Source organism: Bradyrhizobium sp. CSS354 (genome assembly GCF_029051725.1).
Classification (GTDB): domain Bacteria; phylum Pseudomonadota; class Alphaproteobacteria; order Rhizobiales; family Xanthobacteraceae; genus Bradyrhizobium.
Genome location: NZ_JAACFU010000002.1, coordinates 267,741 through 284,215, shown reverse-complemented (window position 1 = coordinate 284,215; position 16,475 = coordinate 267,741). Strand labels below are relative to the sequence as shown.

The window sequence follows — 16,475 nt, the reverse complement described above, 5'->3', positions numbered from 1 at the left end:
TTCCCCCCTTGTGGGGGAAGGTGGCGCGAAGCGCCGGATGAGGGGTATCTCTCCACAGAGAGATTGTTCGATGAGGAGCGAACCCCTCACCCAAACGAGTTTGTTGCGGGCACCTTGTAGCCCTCTCCCACAAGGGGAGAGGGCGCAACAATGGGCGCCGCTCAGCTGAAGCTGCCGGGAGGAAACAACAAAAATGTCCGCCAGATACGACGAACTCAAAGGCCTCAAGAACCTCGGCCAGAAATATGCCTACACCGATCGCGAAGTGATGCTCTACGCCTACGGCATCGGGCTCGGCGCCGATCCGATGGACGAGAACGAGCTCGCTTTCGTCAACGAGGGCACGCTGACGCCGCGGCCGCTCAAGGTGGTGCCGACTTTTGCATCCGTCGCGGCGTGGGGCGCGGGTCCCGGCGAGATGAACCTCAACCGTGTGATGGTGGTCGACGGCGAGCGCGACATCACCTTCCACCAGCCGCTGCCGGTGGCGGCACACATCACCGCCGATTCCTCCGTGGTCGAAGTCTACGACAAGGGCAAGGACAAGGGCGTCGTCATCAGCCACCAGACCGTGCTCAAGAACGAGAAGGGCGAGAAGCTGGCAACTTTGGTCGCCTCGCGCTTCGCCCGCGGCGACGGCGGCTTTGGCGGGCCGAACCTGACCCAGCCGGATCCGCACAAGATCCCGTCGCGCGCACCCGACACGACCATCGACATCGTGACGCGCCCGGACCAGGCGCTGGTCTATCGTCTCTGCGGCGACCGTAACCCGCTGCACTCCGATCCCGAATTCGCGAAGAAGGCCGGCTTCCCGCGCCCGATCCTGCACGGCATGTGCACCTACGGCATCACTTGCCGCGGCGTACTCCAGACCTATGCCGACTACGACGCCTCCGCCTTCCGCCAGCACGTCGCGCGGTTCTCCTCGCCAGTCTATCCCGGCGAGACCGTGACCATGGACCTCTGGAAGGACGGCAGCGTGATCTCGTTCGAAGCCAAGGTGAAGTCGCGCGGCGTCACCGTGATCAAGAACGGCAAGACGGTGCTGGGTTGATGATGCCGCTCGACGCGCTCTGAGTTATCTCGTCATGCCCGGGCTTGTCCCGGGCATCCACGTTCTTCCGCGCGGTTGGCGACCAAGTTCGTGGATGGCCGGGACAAGCCCGGCCATGACGGAGCAAAAAAACAAAGGGAGACGCCACCATGGGACTACTCGACGGCAAGGTTGCGCTGATCACCGGCGCGGGTGGGGGGCTCGGTGAGGCCTACGCAAAGCTGTTCGCGCGGGAAGGGGCTTCCGTCGTCGTCAACGACCTCGGCGGTCCCCGTGACGGCTCCGGCGCCGACACATCGATGGCGCAGCTCGTGGTGGATGCGATCAAGTCCGAAGGCGGCAAAGCGGTCGCCAACGGCGCCGACATCTCCACTATGGAAGGCGGCCAGTCGGTGTTCGACGACGCCATCAAGCATTTCGGCCGCGCCGACATCCTCGTCAACAATGCCGGCATTCTGCGTGACCAGACCTTCGCCAAGGCCTCTGAGTCTGACTGGGACAAGGTCATCAAGGTGCATCTGAAGGGCACCTTTTGTTGCACCATGCCGGTGTTTCGCTGGATGCGGGAAAACGGCGGCGGGGTCATCGTCAACACCTCCTCGACCTCGGGCTTGATCGGCAATTTCGGCCAGAGCAATTACGGCGCGGCCAAGGGCGGGATCTGGGGCCTGTCCAACGTGCTGGCGATCGAGGGCCGCAAATACAACATCCGGATCTGGACGCTTGCGCCGGGCGCGTTGACCCGCATGACCGCAGACCTGCCCCGCTATAAGGAGAACCCCGGTGCGGCGCTGGGGCCGGACGGCATCGCGCCGGCCGTGCTATACATGGTCAGCGACTTGTCGGGCGACCAGACCGGCAAGGTGCTGGGCGTGTCCGGGCCCCGCGGCGTGCGCGAAATGCGGATGATGGAAATGGACGGCTGGAAGCCGCCGCACACGGGCTGGAAGGCCCAGGACATCGCCGATCATGCCAAGGAGATCTTCTTCTCCGAAGAGCAGATCAAGATGGGGGCGCGGCGGTTTTAGGCCATGGTCGTCCCGGGGCGCGCAGCGCGCGAACCCGGGACCTCGAGATTCCGGGTTCGATGCTAACGCATCGTCCCGAAATGACGAACAAGAGGATAGAGGACTAGATGAAACTCACCCCCGACGCCAAGGGCACCTTCGCAATCGCGCCGACGCCGTTCCACGATGACGGCCGGATCGACGAGCGCTCGATCGACCGTCTGACCGATTTCTACGAGGAGGTCGGCTGCGACGGCGTCACGGTGCTGGGCATTCTTGGCGAGGCGCCGAAGCTCGATGCCGCCGAGGCCGAACAGGTGGCGGTACGCTTCGTCAAGCGCGCCAAGAAAATGCAGGTGATCGTCGGCGTCTCCGCGCCGGGTTTCGCCACCATGCGCTCGCTGGCAAAGGCATCGATGGAGGCCGGTGCGGCCGGTGTGATGATCGCGCCGCCGCCGTCGTTGCGGACCGACGACCAGATCATCGGCTATTACAAGCAGGCGGCCGAAGCCATCGGCCCCGACGTGCCCTGGGTGCTCCAGGACTATCCGCTGACCTTGTCGGTGGTGTTCACCCCCGCCGTGATCCGCAAGATCGTCATGGACAATCCGAACTGCGTGATGCTCAAGCACGAGGACTGGCCGGGGCTGGAAAAGATCTCGACGCTGCGCAATTTCCAGAAGGACGGCTCGCTGCGGCCGCTCTCGATCCTCTGCGGCAACGGCGGGCTCTTTCTGGACTTTGAGATGGAGCGCGGCGCCGACGGCGCCATGACCGGCTATGCCTTCCCCGAGCTTCTGATCGACGTCGTGCGACTTTCGAAGGAAGGCAAGCGCGACGCCGCCCATGATCTGTTCGACGCACATCTGCCGCTGATCCGCTACGAGCAGCAGCCTGGCGCGGGCCTTGCCGTGCGCAAATACGTGCTGCAGAAGCGCGGCATCATCGCCTCCAGCGTCCAGCGCAAGCCAGGCGCCACCATCACGCCGGCGGCGAAGGCAGAGGTCGAGTACCTGCTGTCGCGCGTCGCCCGCGTCGACAAGCGCGCCAATCTCGGCCCGCAATCCAGCGCGGCAGGTTAGTCGAATGGCCGAGACGACAGCATCACGCCCTGCGTCGACGATCCTCCTGCTGCGCGACGGCGCAGCAGCGAAGGAAATTGAAGTCTTCATGATGGTCCGCCATCATCAGATCGAGTTCAGTTCGGGCGCGCTGGTGTTTCCCGGCGGCAGCGTCGATGCCGGCGATCAGGAGATCGTCAAGCGCTCCGACCTGTATTCGGGCGGCGAGGGCCTGAGTGAAGCGGACCGCGGGTTTCGGATCGCTGCGATCCGTGAGACCTTTGAGGAAAGCGGCATCCTGCTGGCGCGGTCGAAGGATTCGGGCACGCCTGTTGACGCCAGGCGCGCCGGCGAGATCGCCGATGCGCATCGCGTCGCGCTCAACGAGCACAAGGTTAGCTTCCTGAGCATTCTGGCCGATAACGGCCTCCAGCTCGCGCTCGATACGCTGGTGCCTTACGCGCACTGGATCACGCCCGAGGGGATGCCAAAACGTTTCGACACCTGGTTCTTCCTTGCGGCAGCACCGCCCGACCAGCTCGGCGCGCATGACGGCCGGGAGTCGACCGATTCGATCTGGGTCTCGCCGCGCGAGGCCGTGGAGGGCGGCGAGAGCGGCCGCTTCAAGCTGCCGTTCCCGACCACGCGCAATTTGATTCGGCTCGCCAAGCAGTCGAGCGTGAGCGCCGCGCTGGAGCACGCCCGCGGCATGTCTGTCGTGACGGTGATGCCTGTCGTGACCAAGACCGACACCGGCCGCCAGCTCCGCATCCCCCGCGAGGCCGGCTATGACGGCGAAGTGTTCGAGGTTGGGGCGGTCGGCTAGGACAGTTCGACACACAACGAAGTATCCGCGAGGGCAGACGCGCTAGGTTCCGTCCCGGACAACGGGACGGAGCGCGCGACATGGACAACCGGCAGGACAACAACATTGCCGTCGAGCTGGCGCTGCTGCTCGCGCTCGCAACGCTCTGGGGCGGCTCCTACACCTTCATCAAGCTCGGCGTCGCCACCATTCCGCCGATCACGCTGATCGCAGCGCGCACCACGATTGCCGGCCTGCTGCTGCTCGCGATTATGTGGGCGCGGGGCATCAGGATGCCGACGGATGCCGCGACCTGGCAACGCTTCGCCTTCCAGGCCGTGCTCAACAGCGTGATCCCCTGGACGTTGATCGCCTGGGGCGAGCGCCATGTCGACGCCGCGCTCGCGACCATCCTCAACTCGGCCGGCCCGATCTTCACCTTCCTGCTCACGGCCGTTGTGACGCGTCACGAGGCGACGACACCGCGAAAGCTGGTCGGCGTGGTCGCCGGCATGGCCGGCATCCTGCTGATCGTCGGCGTCGATGCCTTCCATGATGTCGGAAACGGCCTCGTCGCGGAGGCCGCCATCGTTGCCGCCACCATCTGCTACGCCTGCGCCGCGATCTTCGGTCGCAGCTTCAAGGGCCTCGATCCCATGGCGCCTGCGGCCGGCTCGCTGCTGGCGGGGGCGGCGGCGCTGATCCCGGCCTTGCTCATCGTCGAGCAGCCCTGGACGCTGTCGCCCTCGCTGAGTTCCGTGCTGGCGCTGCTCGCGCTGGCGACCTTCTCGACCGCCGCGGCCTTCGTGATCTATTTCCGCCTGATCCAGACCCTGGGCTCGGTCGGCACCACCGCGCAGGCCTATCTCCGCGTGCCGATCGGGGTTGCCATCAGCGTCGCCTTCCTCGGCGAGGGCCTGAGCCGGACCGCCTGGATCGGCCTTGCCTGCGTCGTCCTCGGCGTCGCCGCCATGACCATCCCGGCCCGGCGGCCGGCCGACGTCAAAACGTCGTAAAACCGGCGCCAGGGAGGGCGGCAGGGCTTTAATATTAAGGATATTCGGCGGCCAGACGCATGTTCCCCCGGGACCGCAATACGTCGTATATTGGGAGCTCCAATAGCCCGGTCCTCACATCACCAATGTCCGCCGAATTGACGCCGACCCCTGAGAAAAAGCGAACATTCTCGCTCTCCATCGGCCAGCTCACGTTCGGCAGCTTCCTTCTGGTGCTGGCGGTGATCATCGTCACCTCGACCGCGAGCGTGATCGCGATCCGGCACATCGACAGGACCTTTGCCGAGCTGCAGCGGCTGCAGAGCGTCGGCGATCTCGCCGAGGACATCGACCGCCGCATGAACGAGCTGCGGCTCGCCGCGCGCGACTTCGTCACCGATCCCGGCGCCGGAATCCAGTTCAAGCAGGTGGGCGAGGCGGCCTCGACGCTCAGTGACATCCTGAAGAAGACCCGCATCGAGCTCGTGCCCGAGCAGCAGGATATGATCGACGGGGTCAGCGAGCGGCTTGCGACCTATCGCAGCGGGCTGGAGCGGATCTCGACCTTGATCGACCGCCGCGCCCAGCTACTTGCCGGCCTGCCGCCGCTCCGCGACCAGTTCGATGCGGCTGTCTCCGGCACCGGGGACCGAGAACTGGCATCCCGCCTGTCGGAAGCGCAGAGCCGGATCGCGCTCGGTTTGCTTGCGCGCAACCCGTCCGCGGCCGAGCAGGCGGCGCAGAGCATGTGGGCGATGGGGATCGCTGATCCGAAGCTCAGATCGGCCGTCAACGATTACGCCGAGGCTATCATCGCGGTCGCTGTCCGGGAACGGCAGATCGCCGACATCGACCGCGAAGTACTGGGAACCGAGGGCCGGCTGATCGGCCGCGTCACCGAATTGCTGCGCGAGGTCAGCGCCCGGCGCGGCCACGTGCTGTCGCGCGACTTTGCCCGCACGCTGACGGAGGCGCGCTGGCAGAGCATCGTGCTCGGTACCATCGGCGTGCTGATCGGCATTCTCGCGGCCGGCTTCGTGGTGCGGCGGACAGTCCGTCCTCTTGCCCAGATCGCGCGGTCGATCCGCGCGCTCGCAGCCGGCGAGAAGAACACCTCGATCCCGTCCGCCGACCTCGATAATGAGATCGGCGACATTGCGCGGGCGGCCGAAGTGTTCCGCCGCGCGCTGGAAGAGGCCGACACGGCGCGCGAGGCGGCGGTGCGCGCACTGACCGAGCAGCGCCTTGCCGAAGAGAGCTACCGGAAGCTGTTCGAGGGCTCGGTCGATGGCATCTATGTCACGACGCCGGCCGGCGACCTCCTCAACGCCAATCCGGCGCTGGCGCGGATGATGGGTTACGATGGCCCGCAGCAGCTGATCGACAGCATCAACGACATCGCCCACACCATCTACGTCAATCCCGAGGCACGCGTCGAATATCAGCGGCTGATGGCACGCGACGGCATGGTGCGCGAGTTCGAATACCAGGTGCGCCAGCGCGGCGGCGACATCTTGTGGCTGTCCGACAGTGCCACCGGCGTCCGCGACGAGGCGGGCAACATCGTCCGCTACGAGGGCACGCTGCGCGACATCACCGACCAGAAGCGCGCCGAAGACGCCATCGCCGAAGGGCGGCGCCTGCTCCAGCAGGTCATCGACACCGTGCCCGCGGTCATCAACGTCAAGGATCGCGATCTGCGCTACGTGCTGATGAACCGTTACATGGCCGGCATCTTCGGAATCGAGCCCGGCGATGCACTGGGTCGCACCACGGCCGACCTGATGTCGCGCTACGGCGCGGCCAAGTCCGACGAGAGCGACAAGCGCGTGCTGACGCTGCGAAAAGGTCTCGGCTTCTACGAAGAGGAGTACATTGATTCTTCCGGCCACATGCGGCAATGGCTCGTCAACAAGCTGCCGCTGCTCGATGCAGAAGGCGAGATCGAGCGGATCGTCACCGTGGCGCTCGATATCGGCGAGCGCAAGCGCGGCGAGCAGGAGATGCGGAAAGCCAAGGAATCCGCCGAGACCGCGCTGCGCAATCTGCGCGAGACCCAGGCCTCGTTGATCGAGGCGGAGAAGCTGGCGGCGCTCGGGCGCCTCGTCGCCGGCGTCGCACACGAGGTCAACAATCCCGTCGGCATCAGCCTCACGGTCGCCTCCGCGCTGGAGCGCAAGACCGCGATGTTCACCGCCGAGGTCGAGCGGGGCGAGTTGCGCCGCTCCACGCTCAACGACTTTCTCCATACCAGCCGCGACGCGTCCTCGCAGCTCGTCTCCAATCTCAATCGCGCCGCCGAGCTGATCCAATCGTTCAAGCAAGTCGCCGCCGACCGCAACTATTCGGACCAGCGCAGCTTCGATCTCGGTGACCTCACCGAGCAGGTGGTGATGAGTCTGCGGCCCGGCCTGCGAAAGCACAATCTGACGCTCAATGTCGAGTGCCAGCCCGATCTGACCATGAACAGCTATCCCGGACCGTACGGCCAGGTCCTGACCAATCTGTTTCTCAACGCGGTGGCGCACGCCTTCCCGGACGGCCGGCCGGGGACCATCGACATCCAGGTGCGCGAGTCCGGCAAGGACAATGTCGAGATCATCTTCTCCGACAATGGCTGCGGCATGTCGCTCGACGTCCGCCGCCGTGCCTTCGATCCGTTCTTCACGACGCGCCGCGACCAGGGCGGCACCGGCCTCGGGCTGCACATCGTCTACAGCATCGTCACGAACAGGCTTGGCGGACGGCTCGATCTGGATTCCGAACCGGGCGGCGGCACACGTATCCAGATCATCCTGCCGCGAGTCGCGCCACTCGAGCAGGCCGCGGAATAGCCCGAGCGTTTTCGAGCGAAGTAGATGCCCGGTTCGCGCGAAGAAAACGTCGAAATAACAACAATTGAGAGCTGAGATTCTGATTCAATCAGAACCGAAGCTCTAGTCGGCCTCTGCAAGCTTGTGCAGCGTTGCGCCGAAAATCTGGCTAGCCTTGCCGACCAGCGCGGTCCCCGTCATGTCCCCGCGCGTCTCCGTGAAGGTGCCGCTGACGCCGATGCCGACCGCGGCAGGGCCGCCGAACAGCGGATTGTCGTCACCCCGCGGCGAGGTGTGACGCTGGACCAGCACCTCGCCCTTGAAGGTATTGTCCTTCACCGTGTAGCTGCCGGTGTAATAGAGGTAGGCATCGCCGCCAAGAATCTTGCCGTCGCGAAAAAGAATCACGCCGCTGCCCTTGCCGACCCGACCATCGAGCAGGTTCACGTGAATCGAATAGAGGCCGTTCTTCATAACGTCCCGAGGCCGGCCGCCATCGCCCAATGGCGTAACCGGTAGGGCATTTATGCCAAAGCGCATGCGCCCACGCAACGCGGGAGTTTGGCCGCCGGGCTTGCGCGCCTGCCCGTGAGCCGTAGTTGTCCCGGCTTGTCTATGACGCCGCCATGACGGTCTGATCATGAAGCGAGGCCAGTCGTTGCGAATCAAGTTGGCCCGCGAAATGCATAACCATTGTTGCACTGGCCGCGGGGTGCTGGAGCAAGACAAACGTGAGCAACTGGATCGATTCCGGCGGCGAGAAGCCGCGTCTGTACAGTGTGCGTCCCACGATTTGCGAAACACGACAACGGCGGATTGGCGGCGCGGCACGCTGGCGAAGCGTGGCGAGCCTCGCTTGCGCCCTGACCCTGATCGCACTCGCAGCCCCCTTCGGGCACGCGCGCGACCGCGGCCAGTTCGTCAACACCAATGCCGAATTGAAGGCCTGGTTCGACGGCCTGCGAAGCGGCAAGGGGCCTTGCTGCTCCGATGCAGACGGCTCGGCGCTCTCGGACACCGACTGGGACAGCAAGGACGGGCACTATCGGGTCCGTGTTCCACGCTATGGCTACGTGATCGACGGCCGACCGCAGGAGCTCGTCTGGGTCGAGGTGCCCGAGGAGGCCGTGATCTCGGAGCCGAACCGGGTGGGACGCACCATGGTCTGGCCGATCTACGGCTACATGGGCGTCGCCATCCGCTGCTTCATGCCCGGCAGCATGACTTAGGCGCTCCGGGCGGCACGACGACCGGTGAGCCGATGCGGCGCGCGCCGTGTCAGGTATATTTCTTGTCGCGCTCGAGCAGCTCGATGGAGATGCCTTCGGGGCCGCGGATGAAGCAGATGCGCACGCCGGGGCGGATCGTGGTCGGTTCGCGCGTGAAGGTGACGCCCTTGGCCTTGATCTCGGCGGCGACGGCGTCGATGTCCTTCACCGTGAGACCGAAATGGTCGAGGCCCTGATGCGGGTGCGACGGCGGCGGGTTGACCGCGTTGTCGCCTTCGAGTGGCGCAATGAAGATCCTTGCGCCTCCAAGATTCACGTCGATCCGTCCGGGCGCTTGCACGATCTCGCCACCGAGGATGTCCCGCAACCAGGCCGCCGTGGCCTCTGGATCAGGGCTGCGCAGATGGACGTGATCCCAAGTGACGACTGGCATTTCATGTTCTCCCGACGGGTCTTGATGTTGCAGCGCATGTTAGCGGCCTCGGCCGGTGACCGCCACCGCTCTTGCCACTCGAAAGCTGCGCGGGAACCTTAGTTCGTCTTCCCGATTAAGGTAAGCAGTGGCCGAATTCGTTGTCGAACGTGCTTCCGCCGCGATCGGTGAGGCAACCATGAACGCTCGGTTTGACCGCATCGGGTTAGGGCGTTTCGCCGGGACCGGCGAACGACTGGCGCGGGCGGTGACGATCGCGAGCGTTTCATTTGGGCGAGGCCTGCTGTGGCTGTTGGCGGCCATCATCGTCGGTTGCGGCGTCTGGATGCTGCTCCCTCTCTCCAGAGGCAACAGTGCCGAACCGGTGAGGTCTGACGTGGCAGCGGTCGAGACGGCGCCTTCGGGCGACGAGGCCGTCGTGTCGTCGCCATCCGAAGCTCAGATTCCGACAATGGCTGAACTCGGTCGGATCAGGATTTCATCGCAGACCTGGCGCCGCGGCGGCCTTGGCTCGAAGGCGCTGGTGACGTTCACGCTGCGCAACGACAACGACTATGCCGTAAAGGATGTCGAGATCGCCTGTGCTTTTGCGCGGCGCGATGGCAGTCATCTCACTGACCGCAGCCGCGTTCTGGCGGATACGGTTAACATGAAGAGCCGCAAGACTTTTGCGCGCATTCCTGTCGGCTTCGTCAATGTGAATGCCGATCAGGCGAAGTGTTCGCTTGTGGCAGCACGTCGGACCTAAGGCCGGCATTTTTCGGTAGCGGAAAAGTTACTGTCCTGGGGCCTTGGCCAAAAAACTTGCCGTCGCCATTTGAACCGAATGGCTGGGGCAGGAACCAATTAAATGATCGCCTGTTGAGGCGGAGAGCCCACGCGGGGATGCGGCGGGCGGAGCGCGGCCAATGCCTATCCTTCGGTATTTCATTTTTGTCGGTGGAGCCTTGCTCGCACTGCTGCTCGCGGCGAACCACGTTCTGCCGACTTCGCCTGTGACGCAGGCGGTTGCAACCGCAAGCAACGAACAGCCGTTGATCCGGATCCGGTCCGATCGCCACCTGCCGGAGCGCGTCGTGCTCGACACCACTCAGCCGCCGCTTGCCGCCCCTGCGGTGAAGATCGCCGCCGCCGCGGCTCCCCAGCCGCCCGTGGAGGGTATGTCGCCGGCCTTGGCCGAGATTACAGCCAAGGCGCGGGTCCGCGAGACTTTCGCTCAATTCACGCCGGCCGCGAAGGCTGATGCCGCTGCGGTCAAGAAGGCCGAAGCCAAGACGCAAGTTCAGGCGCAGGCCCAGGCCCAGACTCCTCAGGCCCAGCCACTTCAGACCCCAGCGCAGCAGCCCAAGCGCAAGGTCGCCAGAGCGCATCCGGTGCCGCAGCAAGGGCGGCCGATGATGGTGATGGCGCAGCAGCCGCATTTCGGCTTCTTCGATAGCACCTGGTAAGAGCGGGTCTGCCCCGTCTCGAATCGGGGCGGGAAGGGCTTTTTATTGGCGGGCCTCTCTGCTAATTCGAACCCATCCGAACGTCATCCGGCCTGCTGCCCGCCAGCAGCGAACTGGGGCGTCTCGGCTGCGGCCCAATGTCGGGCCCAGGGCGCTCGTAGCTCAGCTGGATAGAGCATCGGATTTCGATTCCGAGGGTCGGGAGTTCGAATCTCTCCGAGCGCGCCAATTCCGGATATGTTCGGAAGAGGGCGCTGACAACAACAACAACCACCGCCGCAGCGGCCTGCCTGGTCAGCCTGCCGTCGGACCGGCTTGCCGGCCCCGCGCCAGCGTGTCGGACGGCGCTTCGTGGAAGGTCGCGCGGTAAGCTGCGGCAAACTCCCCCAAATGGTGAAAGCCTTGGGCGCGCGCGCATGTGGTGACGGTGGCGCCGCCGCCTTTGAGAAGGCGAGACCGGGTGGCCCACAATTTTTTCAGGCGAATGTACTGGTGCAAGCTCATGCCGCGCACCTTGCTGACGGCGCCGCCGAGCGTCCGGATCGAGACGCCGAACTCGCCGGCGAGATCGGCTGTATAGATCGGAGCAGTCGGATGTGTCGCGACGTAATCGTCGATCCGCTGCACGAGTTTGATCGACCGCTCGCCCTGGACGGAGGCACTCCGGTCTGAGAGCGGATCGATGCAAAACAGATCGTCGAGCGCAAGCAGCAGACCTTCCTGGAGATGGGCGGCGACCTCGGTCGTTTCGAACAGGGCCGGCTGCACCGACGCGGTTCGCAGAATGTCGAGCAGGAGCTGGCGTATGTGGAGCAAAGCGGGGCGGTTCGCGCCAAAGGCCCGCAAATCGTCCACCTGATCGAACCAGCCCCGGTCACTCAGGCCAGGCGAGAAGATGATCATCGCATGATGATTGGTCCGGCGCTCGACGAAATGGCATTCATCGCTGCCGCGGAGCGCGATGAAGAAGCGCGCGTCCAGCTCCATGCCCTTGGAATTGACCTGAAGGTCGTCCGTCATGGGCAGGATCACCATCCCGCCGGGCATCCGATAGGCGGCGTCGAGGATGCGCGCGAACGAGCGCATCATGACGATGCGGCAGCCGGGCAGGGAGACGACAGCGCGAGCCGCCGCGAAATTCTGGACATCGAGCGGAATGCTTCTCGCATCCTCCATCGACTCGATCGGCCGAAACGCATCGACGTCGGCAAAGCCGATCAATTGAAGCGCCGAGGATGGGGCGAGGGCGTCGAACAACATGGGTGTGGCCGGCTGCCGCAATGTGACAATCAAATGAACGTCAGTACATCGCCATCAATGGCGAAACATCGCGCTTCAGTAAACCGGATTCCGGGCCGTAGTATTGCGGACATCATCGCATAAAGCCCGGCGGATCGATGTCGTCGTCAACGGTCTCGCGTCATCGGCTGGCCGGAGGCGAGGTCGATGAAATGCAGCCGCGTACAGGCAGGACAGGCGAAGGAGGCAAAGCTCTGCGCCTCCTGTCTCTGTTGCTTCTCGAGATGTGTCTGCACATTCATGCCCGTCTGGGGACATCGAAAAACGATCAAATCGACCATCGTCGGAGAATGACGGCGTGGCGGATTTCGTCTTTGATCTAGATCAGTTTTGGAATGCCTCCAGATCAACATCCTTGATCTCGCAAAAGCGAAGGGGGCCCCGGAGGGCCCCCTTAAAATCACCAGCGGCGGTAGCGTGGTCCGTAATAGCGAGGACCACCATAAAAGCGCGGTGCATATCGGGGACCATAGTAGGGCCGCGGCCCGTAGTATCCATAGTAGTTCGGGCGCCAGAAACAGCGTCCCCAGGCGTCACAGACCATGCGGACCTGCTCGACGTCCGAGACCTGCGGCGTCGCAGGAGCAGGCGCGATGGGCATGGCGGACGCCGCCGATGCGACCAACGCACCCAACAGGGACGCGGCGACGAGGCCAATTCTAAGCTTCATGATGTCTTTCTCCGCTTACGCAATACAGGGATATCGAAGTTTGTTCTGATCAAATTGTGGCGAGACCGAAATGTAATGCTGATGAACAGGTCTTCAGCCAGCCCGCCGCGGGCCTGACCTTTGGCTCCGGGAAACTATCCCAGGTTCGAGCTCTTGACCAATGCTGCGCTTGCGTTTGCGTCCCCGCAGGACATTGCCGCCATCCTTGATCCCGCGCAATTCAGCGGTGCGGCTTCGTCCCTAAGCTTGGCGTCGTGCCAGCCTTTCGAGCAATTCGAAGAGCAGGCTCGCGAGGTCGCTTTGGAGCTGTGCAAATGGACAAAATGAGAATCGACAAGGGTGACTGGCTGGTCGTGTGCGACGGGCGCAAGGCGCTCATTTTGGAAAACCTCGGCGACGAGATGTTTCCGAACCTCCATACCAGGGAGGTGCACGAGCAGCCTAATCCCTCGACCGGTGCGCAAGGGACCGACGCTCCCGGCAGGCTCCATGGCGCGGCCGGCAGCACGCGCAGCTCGGTGGAGCAGACTGATTGGCATGACGAGGCCGAGCGCGCCTTCCTGCGCGGCCTCGCCGGACGGCTCGATGCCGCCGTCAGCTCAGGCGAGACCTCGGCCTTGACCATGGTGGCCTCGCCGCGCGCGCTTGGGATGATCCGCGCCGACTATTCGGACGTAGTGCGCAAGGCACTCCAGGGCGAGGTCGGCAAGGACCTCGTCAAACAGCCGGTCTACGAGATCGAGAAGCAATTGCTGCTGTCGGGCGCCGTCAAATAGGGCCCCCGCAGAGAATACGCCTGCGCCCCTCAGTAGCAGGGGTGCCGGCGGCGGTCCTGGCCGACATAGGCGGCTGCGCTCTGGTAGCAATGGTTGGTCGACGGGCCGTCGTAAAAGGCGAACGTCCCGGGAGTCATGCCGGGCCCGTAATTGTGCAGATAGCTGATCGGGTAGGGCAGCGGGTTCGTGTAGTGGCGGTGGTACCGGTGATGTCCACGCGCCTCTGCGAGGCCAGGGACAAGGATTGCGGCCGACAGGGCAGCAATCGCGGCTACAAGCTTCAACTTGCTCATCTCGAATCTCCGGAACCCGCACGAATAGGACACCCGTTTATAGCCACTTCGGGGGGCCGGAACACCCGTCCGAAGCCCGGAAATCGGGGCCAATCCCGCAGATTCCCAAGTGGGTGTGACAGAATTGCCGGTTCTGTGGTCCAGACTTGCCCATTTTTGGCCTTTTCGAGATGCTTAACGAATTCCCCACACAAGTGTGACCAAAGAGAATTAGCATAAGACTCCTGTTGCCGGCTTTTTGGGGTCCATAGGCCGGTCCATTCCTGAAGGCTTTCGCCGTCACCTCACCATGCGCATCACGCTTCTGAGTCTGCTGTTGCTCTCAGTCGTCGCCGCCTCGCCGGCGCGGGCGGAGCTGCACATCACCCGCGACCACGGCGGCTATGTCGAGGAGTACAAGGCCAAGTACAAGCGCGTCCGCGAGAAGGGCGAGCGCGTCATCATCGACGGCATCTGCAACTCGGCCTGCACCCTGGTGCTCGGCATCGTGCCGATGAACAAGATCTGCGTGACGCCGCGTGCCAGCCTCGGCTTCCACCAAGCCTACTACGACAAGGCCTTCACCTTCGGCATCAAGGTCACCAGCGCGGAGGGGACGTCCGACCTTATGGCCTATTACCCCGACAAGGTGAAGGACTGGATCCGCCGCAATGGCGGGCTCACCACCGACATGAAAAAGATCAAGAACGGCGTCGAGCTCTGGAAGATCATCGATCCCTGTCCGGACGAATGGTGAGCGGCTGAGCCGTCGCTCCGTCGCAGGGCAGCATCGCTCGGACAAAATTGGTCCAAATTCGCATTGCCGCATTGGCCCCCGGTGGGGCAATGAGGGCGGCAATGAACCAAAATCAAGAAGCCCTGGCCGCCCGCGCCGCGCCGATCCTGTTCGTCCTGCTCTGGAGCACCGGCTTCATCGGCACGAAATACGTCGTCAACAATGCCGACCCCTTGACCTACCTCGCCATCCGCATGGCGTTCGTGGTCGGTCTGATGGCAATCATCGTGGCGATTGCGCGACCGAAATGGCCGGACCGTATCGGCATCGCGCACAGCGCGGTCGCCGGCATCCTCGTCCATGGCTTCTATCTCGGCGGCACCGCAATCGCGATCGCGCACTCGGTTCCGGCCGGGCTCTCCGCGCTCATTCCGGGCCTTCAGCCGATTCTGACCTCGACCATCGCCAACCGCTGGCTCGGGGAGAAGGTGACGCCAGTGCAATGGGCGGGGCTCGTGCTTGGCCTCGGCGGCGTGGTGCTGATCCTGCACGGCCGTCCCATGACTGGCGAAGCCGGGCTCGGCTGGCTCGCCTCCGTGGTCTCGCTGATCAGCATCACGCTCGGCACGCTCTATCAGCGCCGCTACTGCAACCAGATCGACTGGCGCGCCGGCAATCTCGTGCAGTACGTATCCGTCACGATCTTCTTCGCGATCGGCGCCTTCCTGTTCGAGGACCGCGTGGTGCACTGGACGCGCGAGTTCATGCTTGCGCTGGCCTGGCTCGCCGTGGCGCTTTCGATCGGTTCGATCGGGCTGCTGTACTGGCTGATCCGCCATGCCGCCGCCACATCTGTCGCCAGCCTGTTCTATCTGGTGCCCGCCGTGACGGCGCTGATGGCTTATCTGCTGTTCGGAGAGAAGCTCGATGCGCTGGCGATCGCGGGCATGGTGATGTGCGCGGCCGCGGTGTTCGTGGTCAACCGACGCTTCTAGGACCGGCGGGCCGGATCCCCGGAATACATCCCTGACGTGCGGGTGCGTTCGTGTTAGGTTTGGGGCATTTCAGCCTCCCTTTCACACGGTGATTTCCATGAAGAAGGCGCGTCGTGCACTGCTCGCCAGATCCCTGAAGCCGGTCCGGATTGCCTGCATCAATTACGCAGAGGAGATGATGAGCGAGCGGATGATGGCGCGGCTCACGGCCGCGCTGCAGAAATGCTATGACGAGCACTTCCTGCCGGTCTGGGGTTATCCCGTCGATCTCGACGTCACCCGCAAGCCGAAGCCCACCGACTGGCAGCTGGTCTATTTCGACGATGCGACCCACGAAAATTTCCTCGGGCGGCATGAATTGACGCATCGGGGACAGCCGATCTCGAAGATCTTCCTCAAGGCGCTGGCCGAGGACGATCCGGTCAGTCTGGCAGCCTCGCATGAGCTGTTCGAGATGGTGCTCGACCCCATGGCCAATCTGTGGGCCGACAAGACCCGGCACACCCAATATGCCTACGAGGTTTGCGACGCGGTCGAAGAGGACGCCTTCGTCGTCAACGGCTTCCCGATGTCGAACTTCGTCTATCCCTCCTGGTTCGAACCCTTCAAGCATCCCCGGGGCACGAAGTTCGACCACATGGGATCGCTCAAGGAGCCGTTCTCGATGACCGAGGGCGGCTACGTCATCAAGAAGGTGAACGGCAGGAGATTGATCAAGCAGTTCGGCTCACCTGAGAAGCGGCGGCGCTTCAACGCCGAGGACCGGCGCGGTCATCGCAGCGAATTCCGCGATCCGCAAGGCGAGCATCATCCGGGCCGGCGTGCAGCCAAACGGCGAGGATAGGGGGCGCGGCGAGGTCTCCGGGCGCGTCCGCACCCGGA

The 16,475-nt window shown here is 64.1% G+C and carries 18 protein-coding genes and 1 tRNA gene; 14 read left to right on the top strand and 5 right to left on the bottom strand.

Translation table 11 applies throughout. The features are described from left to right. Positions 1-193: 193 nt before the first annotated feature. The 6 genes from GWG67_RS05205 (at position 194) to GWG67_RS05180 (ending at position 7,756) form a co-directional block, all read left to right on the top strand. Positions 194-1,054 carry a MaoC family dehydratase gene (locus tag GWG67_RS05205; RefSeq protein ID WP_007603085.1) on the top strand — a complete coding sequence of 287 codons (861 nt, stop codon included), beginning with the start codon at positions 194-196 and terminating at the stop codon, positions 1,052-1,054. A 149-nt stretch (positions 1,055-1,203) separates the two neighbouring features. Continuing rightward, complete coding sequence (locus GWG67_RS05200; protein WP_275168068.1) at positions 1,204-2,082, top strand: SDR family oxidoreductase; 879 nt, start codon at positions 1,204-1,206, stop codon at positions 2,080-2,082. Between the two features lie 107 nt (positions 2,083-2,189). Then, positions 2,190-3,143, top strand: a complete 954-nt coding sequence (locus tag GWG67_RS05195; RefSeq protein ID WP_275168067.1) for a dihydrodipicolinate synthase family protein — start codon at positions 2,190-2,192, stop codon at positions 3,141-3,143. Positions 3,144-3,147: 4 nt separating this feature from the next. Then, positions 3,148-3,948, top strand: a complete 801-nt coding sequence (locus GWG67_RS05190) for an NUDIX hydrolase (protein WP_275168066.1) — start codon at positions 3,148-3,150, stop codon at positions 3,946-3,948. 80 nt (positions 3,949-4,028) lie between these two features. Beyond that, complete coding sequence (locus GWG67_RS05185) at positions 4,029-4,943, top strand: DMT family transporter (RefSeq protein ID WP_275168064.1); 915 nt, start codon at positions 4,029-4,031, stop codon at positions 4,941-4,943. A gap of 125 nt (positions 4,944-5,068) precedes the next feature. Further along, the gene (locus tag GWG67_RS05180) at positions 5,069-7,756 is read left to right on the top strand and encodes a PAS domain S-box protein (protein WP_275168063.1); all 2,688 of its coding nucleotides are present in this window, start codon (positions 5,069-5,071) and stop codon (positions 7,754-7,756) included. Between the two features lie 102 nt (positions 7,757-7,858). On the opposite strand, the gene GWG67_RS05175 is transcribed toward GWG67_RS05180, so the two are convergent. Next, positions 7,859-8,209 (bottom strand): GrlR family regulatory protein, encoded by a 351-nt coding sequence (locus tag GWG67_RS05175; RefSeq protein ID WP_007603093.1) that lies wholly within the window; start codon positions 8,207-8,209, stop codon positions 7,859-7,861. Positions 8,210-8,466: 257 nt separating this feature from the next. Here GWG67_RS05175 and GWG67_RS05170 point away from each other — a divergent pair, with 257 nt between their 5' ends. Beyond that, positions 8,467-8,964: a hypothetical protein gene (locus GWG67_RS05170; protein WP_275168061.1), complete on the top strand. Its 498-nt coding sequence runs from the start codon at positions 8,467-8,469 to the stop codon at positions 8,962-8,964. Between the two features lie 49 nt (positions 8,965-9,013). On the opposite strand, the gene GWG67_RS05165 is transcribed toward GWG67_RS05170, so the two are convergent. Continuing rightward, a complete protein-coding gene (locus GWG67_RS05165) occupies positions 9,014-9,397 on the bottom strand; it encodes a VOC family protein (protein WP_275168059.1) in 384 nt (127 codons plus the stop codon). 178 nt (positions 9,398-9,575) lie between these two features. Here GWG67_RS05165 and GWG67_RS05160 point away from each other — a divergent pair, with 178 nt between their 5' ends. The 3 genes from GWG67_RS05160 to GWG67_RS05150 all read left to right on the top strand — a co-directional run bounded on the left by GWG67_RS05160 (position 9,576) and on the right by GWG67_RS05150 (position 11,073). After that, positions 9,576-10,145, top strand: a complete 570-nt coding sequence (locus GWG67_RS05160; RefSeq protein ID WP_275168405.1) for a hypothetical protein — start codon at positions 9,576-9,578, stop codon at positions 10,143-10,145. 160 nt (positions 10,146-10,305) lie between these two features. After that, complete coding sequence (locus GWG67_RS05155; RefSeq protein WP_275168058.1) at positions 10,306-10,845, top strand: hypothetical protein; 540 nt, start codon at positions 10,306-10,308, stop codon at positions 10,843-10,845. A gap of 151 nt (positions 10,846-10,996) precedes the next feature. Further along, positions 10,997-11,073: transfer RNA gene (locus GWG67_RS05150), tRNA-Arg, on the top strand. Positions 11,074-11,139: 66 nt separating this feature from the next. Here the strand turns inward: GWG67_RS05150 and GWG67_RS05145 are convergent. Both GWG67_RS05145 and GWG67_RS05140 read right to left on the bottom strand, forming a co-directional pair. Next, positions 11,140-12,105 (bottom strand): helix-turn-helix domain-containing protein, encoded by a 966-nt coding sequence (locus GWG67_RS05145; RefSeq protein ID WP_275168057.1) that lies wholly within the window; start codon positions 12,103-12,105, stop codon positions 11,140-11,142. A 439-nt stretch (positions 12,106-12,544) separates the two neighbouring features. After that, entirely contained in the window at positions 12,545-12,814 is a 270-nt protein-coding gene (locus tag GWG67_RS05140; protein ID WP_275168056.1) for a hypothetical protein, read from the bottom strand. A 314-nt stretch (positions 12,815-13,128) separates the two neighbouring features. Here GWG67_RS05140 and GWG67_RS05135 point away from each other — a divergent pair, with 314 nt between their 5' ends. Then, complete coding sequence (locus tag GWG67_RS05135; protein WP_275168055.1) at positions 13,129-13,590, top strand: host attachment protein; 462 nt, start codon at positions 13,129-13,131, stop codon at positions 13,588-13,590. Between the two features lie 29 nt (positions 13,591-13,619). On the opposite strand, the gene GWG67_RS05130 is transcribed toward GWG67_RS05135, so the two are convergent. Next, positions 13,620-13,883: a hypothetical protein gene (locus tag GWG67_RS05130; protein ID WP_275168054.1), complete on the bottom strand. Its 264-nt coding sequence runs from the start codon at positions 13,881-13,883 to the stop codon at positions 13,620-13,622. Positions 13,884-14,172: 289 nt separating this feature from the next. On the opposite strand from GWG67_RS05130, the gene GWG67_RS05125 reads away from it, so the two are divergent. From GWG67_RS05125 to GWG67_RS05115, 3 genes are all read left to right on the top strand, one after another. Next, entirely contained in the window at positions 14,173-14,619 is a 447-nt protein-coding gene (locus GWG67_RS05125; RefSeq protein ID WP_275168053.1) for a hypothetical protein, read from the top strand. A gap of 101 nt (positions 14,620-14,720) precedes the next feature. Continuing rightward, on the top strand, positions 14,721-15,593 hold the full coding sequence (locus tag GWG67_RS05120; protein WP_275168052.1) for a DMT family transporter: 873 nt from the start codon (positions 14,721-14,723) through the stop codon (positions 15,591-15,593). 97 nt (positions 15,594-15,690) lie between these two features. Then, a complete protein-coding gene (locus GWG67_RS05115) occupies positions 15,691-16,437 on the top strand; it encodes a hypothetical protein (RefSeq protein WP_275168051.1) in 747 nt (248 codons plus the stop codon). Positions 16,438-16,475 lie beyond the last annotated feature (38 nt).